This window comes from Streptomyces fradiae (assembly GCF_041270065.1).
Taxonomy (GTDB): Bacteria; Actinomycetota; Actinomycetes; order Streptomycetales; family Streptomycetaceae; genus Streptomyces.
The window spans coordinates 4,631,722-4,644,022 of the sequence record NZ_CP065958.1; the positions used below are offsets into that span (position 1 = coordinate 4,631,722).

The 12,301-nt window shown below is 70.9% G+C and carries 12 protein-coding genes; 7 read left to right on the plus strand and 5 right to left on the minus strand.

All coding sequences use genetic code 11. From position 1 onward, the window contains the following. Window positions 1-2: 2 nt before the first annotated feature. Window positions 3-872 carry a menaquinone biosynthetic enzyme MqnA/MqnD family protein gene (locus JAO84_RS21260; RefSeq protein ID WP_370414307.1) on the plus strand — a complete coding sequence of 290 codons (870 nt, stop codon included), beginning with the start codon at window positions 3-5 and terminating at the stop codon, window positions 870-872. An 18-nt stretch (window positions 873-890) separates the two neighbouring features. On the opposite strand, the gene JAO84_RS21265 is transcribed toward JAO84_RS21260, so the two are convergent. Continuing rightward, a complete protein-coding gene (locus JAO84_RS21265) occupies window positions 891-2,015 on the minus strand; it encodes an alpha/beta hydrolase (RefSeq protein WP_370414308.1) in 1,125 nt (374 codons plus the stop codon). Between the two features lie 181 nt (window positions 2,016-2,196). Between JAO84_RS21265 and mqnC the strand changes: the two genes are divergently transcribed. The 3 genes from mqnC to JAO84_RS21280 all read left to right on the plus strand — a co-directional run bounded on the left by mqnC (window position 2,197) and on the right by JAO84_RS21280 (window position 4,816). Further along, window positions 2,197-3,396 carry a cyclic dehypoxanthinyl futalosine synthase gene (gene mqnC / locus JAO84_RS21270; RefSeq protein WP_365754416.1) on the plus strand — a complete coding sequence of 400 codons (1,200 nt, stop codon included), beginning with the start codon at window positions 2,197-2,199 and terminating at the stop codon, window positions 3,394-3,396. 20 nt (window positions 3,397-3,416) lie between these two features. Further along, window positions 3,417-4,016: a hypothetical protein gene (locus JAO84_RS21275; RefSeq protein WP_370414309.1), complete on the plus strand. Its 600-nt coding sequence runs from the start codon at window positions 3,417-3,419 to the stop codon at window positions 4,014-4,016. 101 nt (window positions 4,017-4,117) lie between these two features. Next, entirely contained in the window at window positions 4,118-4,816 is a 699-nt protein-coding gene (locus JAO84_RS21280; protein WP_370414310.1) for a demethylmenaquinone methyltransferase, read from the plus strand. 19 nt (window positions 4,817-4,835) lie between these two features. Here JAO84_RS21280 and JAO84_RS21285 read toward each other — a convergent pair whose 3' ends face one another. Both JAO84_RS21285 and JAO84_RS21290 read right to left on the minus strand, forming a co-directional pair. Further along, window positions 4,836-6,206: a phosphodiester glycosidase family protein gene (locus tag JAO84_RS21285; RefSeq protein WP_370414311.1), complete on the minus strand. Its 1,371-nt coding sequence runs from the start codon at window positions 6,204-6,206 to the stop codon at window positions 4,836-4,838. After that, a complete protein-coding gene (locus JAO84_RS21290) occupies window positions 6,203-6,949 on the minus strand; it encodes a peptidase inhibitor family I36 protein (protein ID WP_370414312.1) in 747 nt (248 codons plus the stop codon). The genes JAO84_RS21285 and JAO84_RS21290 overlap by 4 nt, the downstream gene beginning before the upstream one ends. A 114-nt stretch (window positions 6,950-7,063) precedes the next feature. Here JAO84_RS21290 and JAO84_RS21295 point away from each other — a divergent pair, with 114 nt between their 5' ends. Continuing rightward, a complete protein-coding gene (locus JAO84_RS21295; protein ID WP_265863900.1) occupies window positions 7,064-8,350 on the plus strand; it encodes a geranylgeranyl reductase family protein in 1,287 nt (428 codons plus the stop codon). Here the strand turns inward: JAO84_RS21295 and JAO84_RS21300 are convergent. Further along, window positions 8,316-9,329 carry a helix-turn-helix domain-containing protein gene (locus JAO84_RS21300; RefSeq protein ID WP_370414313.1) on the minus strand — a complete coding sequence of 338 codons (1,014 nt, stop codon included), beginning with the start codon at window positions 9,327-9,329 and terminating at the stop codon, window positions 8,316-8,318. The two genes, JAO84_RS21295 and JAO84_RS21300, sit on opposite strands and share 35 nt — an antisense overlap. A gap of 84 nt (window positions 9,330-9,413) precedes the next feature. On the opposite strand from JAO84_RS21300, the gene JAO84_RS21305 reads away from it, so the two are divergent. After that, the gene (locus JAO84_RS21305) at window positions 9,414-10,325 is read left to right on the plus strand and encodes an NAD(P)-dependent oxidoreductase (protein WP_370414314.1); all 912 of its coding nucleotides are present in this window, start codon (window positions 9,414-9,416) and stop codon (window positions 10,323-10,325) included. 82 nt (window positions 10,326-10,407) lie between these two features. On the opposite strand, the gene JAO84_RS21310 is transcribed toward JAO84_RS21305, so the two are convergent. Next, window positions 10,408-11,238, minus strand: coding sequence for a C40 family peptidase (locus JAO84_RS21310; protein ID WP_370414315.1), 831 nt, complete (start codon window positions 11,236-11,238; stop codon window positions 10,408-10,410). 692 nt (window positions 11,239-11,930) lie between these two features. Between JAO84_RS21310 and JAO84_RS21315 the strand changes: the two genes are divergently transcribed. Next, entirely contained in the window at window positions 11,931-12,290 is a 360-nt protein-coding gene (locus JAO84_RS21315) for an NADH-quinone oxidoreductase subunit A (RefSeq protein WP_030494815.1), read from the plus strand. Window positions 12,291-12,301 lie beyond the last annotated feature (11 nt).

Genomic DNA, 12,301 nt, shown 5'->3' on the forward strand with positions numbered 1-12,301 from the left:
ATGTGGACAATGCAACCGATGACCACCAGCGCAGCCGGCCCCGGGTCGGCCACATCCAGTTCCTGAACTGTCTGCCCCTCTATTGGGGCCTGGCCCGTACGGGAACGCTGCTCGACCTGGAGCTGACGAAGGACACCCCGGAGAAGCTCAGCGAGCGGCTGGTCCGCGGCGACCTCGACATCGGCCCGATCACCCTCGTCGAATATCTCCGGCATGCGGACGAGCTGGTCGCGCTGCCGGACATCGCCGTCGGCTGCGACGGGCCCGTCATGTCGTGCGTGATCGTCTCCCAGCGGCCGCTGGCGGAGCTGGACGGCGCACGGGTCGCGCTCGGCTCCACCTCGCGCACCTCCGTGCGCCTGGCGCAGCTGCTGCTCGCGGAGTCGTACGGAGTGGCGCCCGACTACTTCAGCTGCCCGCCCGACCTGGGGCTGATGATGCAGGAGGCGGAGGCGGCGGTGCTGATCGGCGACGCCGCGTTGCGGGCCTCGCTGCACGACGCGCCGCGGCTCGGGCTCCAGGTCCACGACCTGGGCCTGATGTGGAAGGAGTGGACGGGGCTTCCGTTCGTCTTCGCGGTGTGGGCGGTCCGCAAGGACTTCCTGGCCCGCGAGCCGGAGGTGGTCCGCGATGTGCACCGGGCGTTCCTGGCCTCGCGCGACCTGTCCCTGGAGGAGGTCACCAAGGTGGCCGAGCAGGCGGCGCGCTGGGAGTCCTTCGACGCGGAGCTGCTTGAGCGGTACTTCCGGACGCTCGACTTCCGCTTCGGGCCCGAGCAGCTCGCCGGCGTGCGGGAGTTCGCCCGCCGGACCGGTCCGACGACCGGTTTCCCGGCGGACGTACGCGTGGAGCTCCTCGCCCCGCGCGCGTAAGCCCCTCTACGGGCGCCGTTACGAGGCGGATTCCGGTGTCTCCATCGGCACCGGGCCCTGCAGGTGCGCGCTCAGCCATGCCATCGTGCCCTCGTCCATGCCCCGCATGTACGAGCGCGCGTTGTGCTCGCCGTCCTGGATGACCTGGAGCCGGGTCTTGAGCGGGCCCTTCGTGTAGACGCGCATGAAGGCCCGCACCTTCTTCGCCACACCCACTTCCTTGGTGCCGATCTGGAAGGCGACGTACACCTGGTTGCCGGGCGTGTCGGGCTTCCGGCCGAGCGCGGCGGCCATCCGCTCCGGGTTGTTGGCCTGCCGCTCGCGCTCGTGGCCCTTCCACAGCGGCGAGTCGGGCACGAGGTCCGGCCCGGAGGCGATCACGGCCTTGAACCGGTCCGGCTTCTGCAGCACCGACTTGAGGCCGACGAAGCCGCCCGAGGACGAGCCCATGAAGGCCCAGCCGTCCCGGGACGCGAAGGTGCGGAAATTGGCCCGGACGAAATCCGGCACGTCCTCGGTCAGCCAGCTGCCGATTTTCGGATGGCCCGGAATATCGCTTCCGTCGTAGTAGAAGTTGGCGTCCGGGTTGAGCACGGGCATCACGACGATGAACGGAAGGCTCTTTCCCTCCTCGACCCACTCGTTGATGTGGCCCGGCAAGTCGATGCCCTTGCCCGTCCAGTAATTCGTCGGGTAGCCCTTTCCGCCGGGCAGGGTGATGAGGACCGGGAAGCCGGTCTCCGCGTAGGCCGGGTCGAAATACTGTTTGGGTGCCCACACCCACACCCGCCCGGTGAATCCCGACTTCTCGCCCTGGAGTTCGGTCACCCCGATCTTGGTGCCGTCCTCCAGGTCGCGCTGCACCGTGAAGGAGGCCTTCGGGCCGGTCGGGAAGACGGTCTCGGGCACGCCCGCGCCCGGCTTGCCCTTGCCGTCGTGCCCGGTGCCCTTCCCGTGGCCCGCGCCGCCCTTCCCGTGCTGCTGCTGGGCGGCCTGCTGCTGCGGTTGACGGGTGTTCCGGGGCGTGTCGAACGAGACCGGGTCGCCCTCGTCGGAGGAGGCGCAGCCGGTGACCAGCGCGAGGGAGGAACCGAGCGCGACGAAGGCCGCGAGGGTCCGGGTCGGGCGGCGACGACGTGTCATGACGTGCTCCGGGTGCGATTCGGGCGATACGGAGGATTCCGGAGAAGGAGAGGGCCGCGGCGGCGGTTCGGTTGGCTCGGGACCGGCACGAATCCGCCGGAGGGCCCTGGCGTAGGCTGGCCGGGTCCGATCAGCACGCCCGAAGTACGCGTCCGAACCCCCTCCGAAAGGGACACACCCGGTGACCGAGAAGGCCGACCTGCAGTCCGTTCTCGACCGCGCCGCCGCGGGTGGCCGGATCACCCCCGAGGAGGCGCTCGACCTGTACCGCTCGGCGCCGCTGCACGCGCTCGGCGCCGCCGCCGACGCGGTGCGCCGCCGGCGCTACGCGGGGACCGAGCACATCGCGACGTACATCATCGAGCGCAACATCAACTACACGAACGTCTGTGTGACGGCGTGCAAGTTCTGCGCGTTCTACGCGGCGCCGAAGGACACCAAGAAGGGCTGGACCCGCGACCTCGACGACATCCTGCGCCGCTGCGCGGAGACCGTGGAGCTCGGCGGCACCCAGATCATGTTCCAGGGCGGCCACCACCCCGACTACGGCGTGGAGTACTACGAGGAGCACTTCTCGGCCATCAAGAAGGAGTTCCCGGAGCTGGTCATCCACTCCCTCGGCGCGTCCGAGGTCGAGCACATGGCCCGGATCTCCAAGGTCTCCGTCGAGGAGGCCATCACCCGGATCCACCGGGCCGGACTCGACTCCTTCGCGGGCGCCGGCGCCGAGCTGCTCCCGGAGCGGCCGCGCAAGGCGATCGCCCCGCTGAAGGAGAGCGGCGAGCGCTGGCTGGAGATCATGGAGATCGCCCACGGCCTGGGCGTCGAGTCGACCTCCACCATGCTGATGGGCACCGGCGAGACCAACGCCGAGCGCATCGAGCACCTGCGGATGATCCGTGACGTGCAGGACCGGACGGGCGGCTTCCGGGCCTTCATCCCCTACACGTACCAGCCGGAGAACAACCACCTGAAGGGGCGGACGCAGGCCACCCTCTTCGAGTACCTGCGGATGATCGCGATCGCCCGCCTCTTCCTCGACAACGTGGCGCACATCCAGGGCTCCTGGCTCACCACCGGCAAGGAGGTCGGCCAGCTGTCGCTGCACTACGGCGCGGACGACCTCGGCTCGATCATGCTGGAGGAGAACGTGGTCTCCTCGGCCGGCGCCAAGCACCGCTCCAACCGCCTGGAGATCATCGACCTGATCCGCAAGGCGGGCCGGGTGCCGGCGCAGCGCTCGACGACCTACGAGCACCTCGTCGTCCACGAGGACCCGGCGAACGACCCGGTCGACGAGCGGGTGGTCTCGCACATCTCCTCGATCGCGATCGAGGGCGGCACGGCGCACCCGGAGCTGAAGCTCCTCGACGCCAACTGAGGCCTGGGGACCGGATCACCGTGCTCACCCTGCACGCCGCCGAGGCCTCGCCCGAGACCGCCGTCCTCGTCGACGGGGCCCGCCTCGCGGCCGTCGGCCCGTACGAGGAGCTGGCCGCCGCCCACCAGGACGCGCGGCTGCGCCTGTGGCCCGGCATCCTGACGCCCGGACTGCTCAACCCGTACGGCCCCGAGCTGCTCGAAGGGACCTACCACCCGGATCCGCGCGAGGCCGACACGTACGGCACCGAGCCGATCGTCGGGGAGCGGGCCCGGGAGATCTTCCGCACCGACCCGGTACGGCTCGGCGCCAGCGCCCGGCGCGGGGTGCAGCGGCTCCTCGCGCACGGCACCGTCGCGATCGGCGGCGAGCTGCGCGGGCGGGCCGCCCAGGACGCGGTGCGGCGGGCCGGGCTCGCCGTCGGGCAGCGCCCGCCGAACCTCCCGGGCCCGCCGTCCCTGACGCCGGCCCCGCTCGTGCTGCTTCCCGCCCTGGCGGCGGGCGGCCCCGCGCGCTTCGCCGTCTTCGACGTGCGGGACCGCGCGGACCTGGTCCGCCGGGGCCCGGCCACCTGCGTGGCGACGGTCCTGGGCGGACGGCTCGTGTACCGGGCCCGCTGACCCGTCTGTCCCCCGTGCCCTGCGACAATGCGGGCACAACGTCATCCGGGACGCTCTGCCGACGAGCTCCGGCCGTACGACACAAGGTGAGGCGAACGCCAGTGACCCGCGCAACCCTGGACAAGCAGCCGCACGAGGTCGCCTCGATGTTCGACGACGTCGCGGCGAACTACGACCTCACCAACGACGTGCTGTCGCTCGGCCAGGACCGGCGCTGGCGCAAGGAGGTCGCCAAGGCGGTCGACGCGCGCCCCGCGCAGAAGATCCTGGACCTGGCCGCCGGCACCGCCACCTCCTCGCAGCCCTTCGCGCGCGCCGGGGCCTATGTCGTGCCCTGCGACTTCTCGCTCGGCATGCTGCGGGTCGGCAAGAAGAACCACCCGTGGATGCCGTTCACGGCCGGCGACGGCACCAAGCTGCCCTTCAAGGACGACGTCTTCGACGCCGTCACCATCTCCTTCGGCCTGCGCAACATCCAGGACACCGACCAGGCGCTGCGCGAGCTGTACCGGGTGACGAAGCCCGGCGGCCGGGTCGTCATCTGCGAGTTCTCGCACGCCACCTGGCGCCCGTTCCGCACGGTGTACGAGGAGTACCTGATGCGCGCGCTGCCGCCGATCGCGCGCGCGGTGTCGTCCAACCCCGACGCGTACGTCTACCTCGCCGAGTCCATCCAGTCCTGGCCCGACCAGCCGGCCCTCGCGTCCATGATGCGGAAGGCCGGCTGGGAGCGGGTGGCCTGGCGGAACCTGACGGGCGGCATCGTGGCGATGCACCGCGGGTTCAAGCCCGGGCAGTAGGCCTCAGGCCCTCACGGCGTCAGGGCTTCGCGTACATCCCGTAGCCGCCGACGCCCGTGTACACCGTGTCGGCCACCTTGCGGTGCACCTTCACGCCGTTCTCGGTGTCCGTCGGCGGGGTGCGCACGGTCGTGCCGGTGACCAGGGTGGTCGAGCCGCCGCCGTCCAGGTTGAGCGCGTCGATGAGGGCGAGCTCCTTGGAGTCGAGGATCTCCGCGAAGGTGCGGAGGTAGTCGCCGTCCTCGTTGGCCTGGCCGGTGAGGGTGATGAGCACCGGGTGGCCCTTGACGTTGGTGCCGAGCGCCGTGCGCGAGTCGGTGCAGATCAGGGCGGTGCCGTCGGCGCCCGTCGCCGTGCCGCTGCAGGAGTTGGGCAGCTCGACGGGGATGTCGCCGTTGCGCAGCAGCTGGTGGAAGGAGCTGACGACGTCGACGGAGGCGTCCAGCGGGATGTCCCGGCCCATCGTGACGTCACGGAGCTTCGTCTCGACCGTGGCCCGGTCGTCACGGACGAAGCGGCTGCGCAGCCACTCGGCCCCGGTGCCGATGCCCTGGAGGATCCGGCCGCCGGCCGGGACGGCGATGCCGCCGCGGCCCTCGTGGGCGTCGGTGACGGTGCCGTGGGCGTCGAGGACGACCTCGAAGCCGCTGTCGGTGGTGGCCGCGCCGTTCGGGTCGGTGCCGGGCGCGGGGACGGTGGCCCCGTAGTCGTCGGTGAACGCGACGATCTCGTTGGGGTCGGAGTAGACCAGGGGGCTGGAGCTCACCTTGACATCGAACTGGTCGCGCGCGCAGTGCGAGACGTGGCCGGGGGTCCGGTTGACGTCGTCGATCCGGATCGACTCGCCGGTGGTCGCGGTGAGCTTGATGTCGGTGAGGAGCTTGGTGATGTACGGGATGCCGTAGCGGATGACCGCGCCGGTGCTGCCGTTGCCGCCGCTCCAGCAACTGGAGCTGTGCAGCACGCCGTCGATGGCCGAGGCGCTGGTGTGCACCACCCTGCCGGACGGCTCCTTCTGGAACAGGCCGCCGTTGACGCCCGCGGCGGGGTGGCGCGCGGCGACGGTGGTGACCGCGGCGAGCTGGTCGACGACCGTCTCCGCGTTGGAGTCGGCGGTGCCGACGAAGCTCTCCAGGGTGGTCGCGCCGGCCGTGGGGTCGATCTCGACGATCTGGAGGATTCTGGCCGCGCTGCGGTTGTCGAGCGTGGTCTCGGTCCAGGTGGTGTGGGTGACGCCGGGGCCGAGGGCGACCGGGGTGCCCTGGGTCCAGCCGAGGGCGAGCCTGCTCGGCGGCTCCTCGACGGTGGGGGCGGCGGCGGCCGTGGTGGTCAGGGTGAGGGCGCTGACGGCGGCGGCGAGGGCGGCCAGCGGCTTCCGGTTCCTGGTCACTGGCACTCCGCGGTTCCGTTGACGAGCTCGTGCGAGCGGAAGGTGCCGGCGAACGGCGCCGGCACGGTGGTGCTGTCGCCCCGCAGCACGACGTAGGCGCCGTACTTCTTCAGGTCGGCCGGGTCGGTCCAGGTGCCGCCGAAGGTGGGCTCGGGGTAGAAGCACACGTGCTTGCGGGTGCGGTTGAAGACCGACTTCGGCGCGGCCTCGGTGCCGTAGCTGTTGCCGTAGTTCCCGGTGGCGGCGTCGGCCGAGGGCAGGTGGACGGTCATCGGGCCGCGGCCGTTGGGCTCCTTGAAGGTGCAGACCCGGTTGTCGGGGCAGCGCTCGTAGCCGGTGAAGCAGAGGGCCCGGGTCGGGACCAGCTTGTGGCCGCTGAGCGTGTTCACGAAGCGGGCGTCGCCGGTGGCGTACTCGTCGGGGGCGCCCGGCTTGATGGTCTGCAGTAGGCCGCCGTAGCCGGCGTCGACGTAGAGGCAGGCCCACTGCTTGGTGTTGTTCTTGGCGGAGAGCGTCTTGTCGTCCCAGGCCGGGTCGTACGCCGGGGTGTTCTGGGCCTCCGTGAAGTCGCGCCGCTCGCCGGTGCCGTTGGTGCCGCTGTAGAGGCACAGGGTGTTCGCCGGGCAGTCGTCGAAGGGAGCCGGTTCGGCGTTCGCGGGGAGCACGAGGAAGGCCGCGCTGAGCAGGGCGAGGAGCGCCGAGACCAGCGCCGCTCTTCGCGCGTGTGTGCGATGGATGGTCATGGACGACGATCTTGCCCTGAGGGGTGGCCCTCCCGACAGCGGGTTACGGGCCCCCATAGACTGCCCCGGTACGTCCTTTCGCCCCCTACCGTCGAGTCTTCGGGAGACCCCGCCGTGACCGAGCAGACCCTCTCCGAGCACAGCGCGGACGTGATCGTCGTCGGGGCCGGCCCGGCCGGTTCGACCACCGCGTACTACCTGGCCAAGGCCGGGCTGGACGTCCTGCTCCTGGAGAAGACCGCGTTCCCGCGCGAGAAGGTCTGCGGCGACGGGCTCACCCCGCGGGCCACCAAGCAGCTGGTGTCGATGGGCATCGACATCTCCGAAGAGGCCGGCTGGCTGCGCAACAAGGGCCTGCGGATCATCGGCGGCGGCGTGCGGCTCCAGCTGGACTGGCCGGATCTCGCCTCCTACCCGGACTACGGACTCGTCCGCAAGCGCGACGACTTCGACGAGATGCTGGCCCGCCAGGCGCAGAAGGCGGGCGCCCGGCTCTACGAGCGCTGCAACGTCGGCGCGCCGGTCATCGACGACCGTACGGGCCGGATCACCGGGGTGCACGCCAAGCTCGGCGAGGAGAAGCGCGAGGTCACCTTCCACGCGCCGCTCGTCGTCGCCGCCGACGGCAACTCCACCCGCCTCTCCCTCGCGATGGGTCTGCACCGGCGCGAGGACCGGCCGATGGGCGTCGCCGTCCGCACGTACTTCACGACCCCCCGGCACCAGGACGACTACCTGGAGTCCTGGCTGGAGCTGTGGGACCGGCGCGGCCCGCAGGACCGGCTGCTTCCCGGCTACGGCTGGATCTTCGGCATGGGCGACGGCACCTCCAACGTCGGCCTCGGCATCCTCGACTCCTCGAAGGCCTTCCGCGAGCTGGACTGGCGCGAGGTCCTCAAGGCCTGGTGCGCCTCCATGCCGGAGGACTGGGGCTTCACGCCGGACAACATGACCACGCCGATCCGCGGCGCGGCGCTGCCGATGGCCTTCAACCGGCAGCCGCACTACACCAAGGGCCTGCTGCTCGTCGGCGATGCCGGCGGTCTGGTCAACCCGTTCAACGGCGAGGGCATCGCCTACGCGATGGAATCCGGCCAGATCGCCGCCGACGTCATCGTCCAGGCCCACGCCCGCGCCACCCCCGCCCAGCGCGAACTCGCCCTGCGGAACTACCCGCAGATCCTCAAGGACACCTACGGCGGCTACTACACGCTCGGCCGCGCCTTCGTGAAGCTCATCGGCAACCCGAAGATCATGAAGATCGCGACGCAGCGCGGTCTCACCCACCCGCTGCTCATGAAGTTCACCCTGAAGATGCTGGCCAACCTCACCGACCCGACGGGCGGCGACGCCATGGACCGCATCATCAACGGCCTGTCGAAGGTGGCCCCGAAGGCCTGAGCACCGCTCCGGTGAAGCGGGTTCGGTAGGCGGTCCGGTAGGCGGTCGGGGAGACCCCGACCGCCCGGGTGAAGTGACGGCGCAGATTCGCCGCCGAGCCGAGCCCGCTCGCCTCGCCGATCCGCTCCACCGGCAGATCGGTGGACTCCAGGAGCGTCTGCGCCCGCGCCACCCGCTGATCGAGCAGCCACCGCAGCGGCGTGGTGCCGTGCGCCTCGCGTACCCGGCGGTGGAAGGTCCGCGCGCTCATCCGCGCCCGGCGGGCCAACTCCTGGACCGTCAGCGGCTCGTGGAGGTGCTCCGCGGCCCACTGCAGCGCCGGCCCGAACGGGTCCGCCGCCTCCGCCGGCAGCGGCGCCTCGACCAACTGCGGCCGGTCGCCCGCCCGCTGCGCCGGGACGACGAGCCGGCTCGCGAGCGCGCCCGCGACCGCCGCGCCCAGGTCCTTCCGTACGAGATGCAGGCACAGGTCCAGGCCGGCGGCGGCGCCCGCGCCGGTGAGCACCGTCCCCTCGTCCGTGAAGAGGACGTCGGTGTCGACGGTGACCCGTGGGTGCCGGGCGGCGAGTTCGGCCCCGTACGCGTGATGGAGGGTGGCCCGGCGCCCGTCCAGGAGCCCGGCCGCGGCCAGCGCGAAGGCGCCGCTGCACATCGACACCATCCGCGCCCCGGCGTCCGCCGCCGCGCTCAGCGCGCCGAGCAGCCCGGCGGACAGCTCCTGGCGGCCCTCGACCACCGCGTCCGGCACCGACGGCACGATCACGGTGTCCGCGCCCGCGAGGCCGTCCAGGCCGTGGGTGGCGTGCGGGGCGGGGCCGCCGCAGACCCGGAGTTCGTACCAGGGGTCGGCCAGATCCGTGTGCGGCATCCCGAACACCATGCCCACGGTGGAGAGTTCGTACAGGTCGTACGGGGAGACGCGGCCCTGCTCGTCGGGTACGAGGGCGACGGCGACGACTCCGGTGCCGGTTGCCTTCATGCCGGCGAGCCTATGGCAGGAATCGTGCGCCGGGCGTCAGTCCTGCTCCTGTCGGCGGGATCCGGCCACTGCGAGCGTGGAGCCATGACCACCACGAACACCCACAGCAACCACGGCAACCACAGCAACGCCGGCGACAAGCAGAACGTCACCGTCATCGGGCTCGGCCGGATGGGCACGGCCCTCGCCGCCGCCTTCCTTGACGCCGGGCACCCCACCACCGTCTTCAACCGCAGCCCCGGGAAGGCCGAACCCCTCGTCGCCCGCGGCGCCCGCCGGGCCGCGACCGTCGCCGAGGCGGTCGCGGCGAGCGAGCTCGTCGTGGTCTGCGTCCTCGACTACCCCGCCGTACGCGCCCTGCTCGACCCGGTCGCCGCCGCACTGCGCGGCAAGACGCTGGTCAACCTCACCTCGGGCTCGCCCGAGCAGGCCCGCGCCGAGGCCGAGTGGGCCGCCGGGCACGGCATCGGCTACCTCGACGGCGGCGTCATGACCACCCCGCCCGGCATCGGCGACAGCGCCAACATGATCCTGTACGCGGGCGCCCCGGAGCTCCTCGCCACCCACCGCCCGGCGCTCGCCGTCCTCGGCGACCCGGTCGACCTGGGCCCGGACGCGGGGCTCGCCTCGCTGTACGACGCGGGGCTGCTCGGCCTGATGTGGTCGGTCTTCGGCGGCTGGCTGCACGCCACCGCGCTCACCGGCGCAGACGGGGTGCGGGCCGAGGACTTCACGGCGATCGCGGTGCGCTGGCTGCGTACGGTCGCATGGTTCCTCACCTCGTACGCCGGCCAGATCGACGCGGGGGAGTACCCGGGCGACGACGCGACCCTCGACATCCAGGCCGTCGCCATTGGACACCTGCTGCACGCGGCCGAGGCCCGCGGCGTGGACAACCGGCTGCCGGAACTGCACCTGGCGATGATGAAGGACGCGGTGGCGGCCGGGCACGGCGCCGACTCGTACGCCCGGATCATCGAGGCATTCCGGAAGTAGCACCCATAAGGGTTCATACGGCGAAGGGCCGTCGCTCCCCCGAGGAGTGACGGCCCTTCCGCGTGACTGCGTACGGGTGCGATCAGAGGATGCGCACGGCGCCCGACGGCGGGTCCCAGTCCAGGTCGCGCTCGACGACACCGGTCGACGGGTTCTGCGCGCCGACGTACTTGCCGCCGCCGACGTAGATCGCGACGTGGTACGAGCCGCTGCGCGAGCCCCAGTAGAGGATGTCGCCCGGCTGCAGGTTGCTCAGGGAGACCGACGTGCCCATGCTCGACTGGTCGTACGAGATGCGCGGCAGGTCGATGCCGGCCTGGCGGTAGGCGGCCTGGACGAGGCCGGAGCAGTCCCAGGAGTTGGGGCCGGTGCCGCCGGAGACGTAGGCGTCGCCGACCTGGGCCTTGGCGAAGGCCACGATCGCGGCGGCGGAGCCGGTGGCGACCTGCGAGCTGCTGGAGGAGCTGCCCACGGAGTCCGAGGAGGACGACGACGACTTTGCTGAGAGCGTGGTGCGGGCCGAGGCGCGGGAAGCGCGCTCCTGGGCCTCGGCGCGGGCCTTCTCGGCCTTCTCCGCCTCGGCCTTGCGGTCGGCCTCCGCCTTGGCCTTCTTGGCGTCCTTGGCGGCCTTCTTCAGCGCCGCGTCCTCCTGGGCTGCGAGGCTCTGGTCCAGCGCCTCCTGCTGGCTCGCCTCGGCGGAGGCGGAGACGGCGCTGGCGAGGTCGGCGTCGAGGGAGCCCAGGGTGGGCATCTCGAGGGTCTTCTCGGTCAGCGGCTCGGCGTTCGCGGGGCCGGCGGCACCGGCCACCGCGATGGTGCTGAGGACGCCACCGGCAACTCCGGCGCGGAGCGCGAGCTTCGAGGCGCTCTGGCGGGGCTTCCGGTGGCTACGTATGGGAGCGGTCTGGGACATGGGAACAACCGCTATCAGGGCTTCAGGGTTCCCTTCAAGAAACGTGGGTTGCGCCACAGTTACGTTCGGAACCGCCGAATCCGCTTCTTGTGCGCCCTTATTGACGCCGTAACGGGCAAATCGGGCGCGGCTCATTGGGGCCTTGATCACGGGTTTTCGAGGAAAGGTCCGAATTGCCCGCCGCTTACCACCTCTTCACGTCCATGGCCAAGCCCCGTTCTTCCGGCGGGCGGGATGGTGTGGCACAGGTCACATTCGGGTCGCGGTCCCGCTCGTGAACGCGTGCACGTGTCCACCCGCGTCCGCGCGACCCCTCGACCGGGCGATGGCCGGATCCTTTATCACCCCCACGCGTTCCATCGCCAATTTGCTTGTAGGCCCCAACGCTTGATAGTGCAACACCCCCTCCGACCAGCGATTTCCGGTGCGGATGTCACATCTGGTGATCACCTGGGCGCTTCGAGTGGCAAGATCACCGCTCATCCGACTTCATGATCGTTCGTCAGGTGGTGGAGATCACAAAGTCCTTGGCGTACCCCGTGTCGCAGATCACAGAGGGGCGGGCTTAAGATACGCGGACGTCGGGCTTGTGAACTGCCTCACATGGGAGCGATCTTCAGCGACTCGGTGAGGACCTCGCGGATCCGACGGTGCGGTCCAACGGTCAAGGACGACTGGAAGGAGCGAGGAGCGTGAATGCGTACGCGCCCATCCTCGTGCTCGGTGCCCTGGGAGCGGGGTTTGCGATCTTCTCCGTGGTCATGGCCACGCTTATCGGGCCAAAGAGGTACAACCGGGCAAAACTTGAGGCGTACGAGTGCGGCATCGAGCCCACCCCGACGCCGGCCGGGGGCGGTCGCTTCCCGATCAAGTACTACCTGACGGCGATGCTCTTCATCGTCTTCGACATCGAGATCGTCTTCCTCTACCCCTGGGCCGTCACCTTCGACGCCCTGGGGCTTTTCGGGCTCGTGGAGATGCTGCTCTTCGTGCTCACCGTCTTCGTCGCCTACGCGTACGTGTGGCGGCGCGGCGGCCTGGAATGGGACTGAGGGGCTGAGGG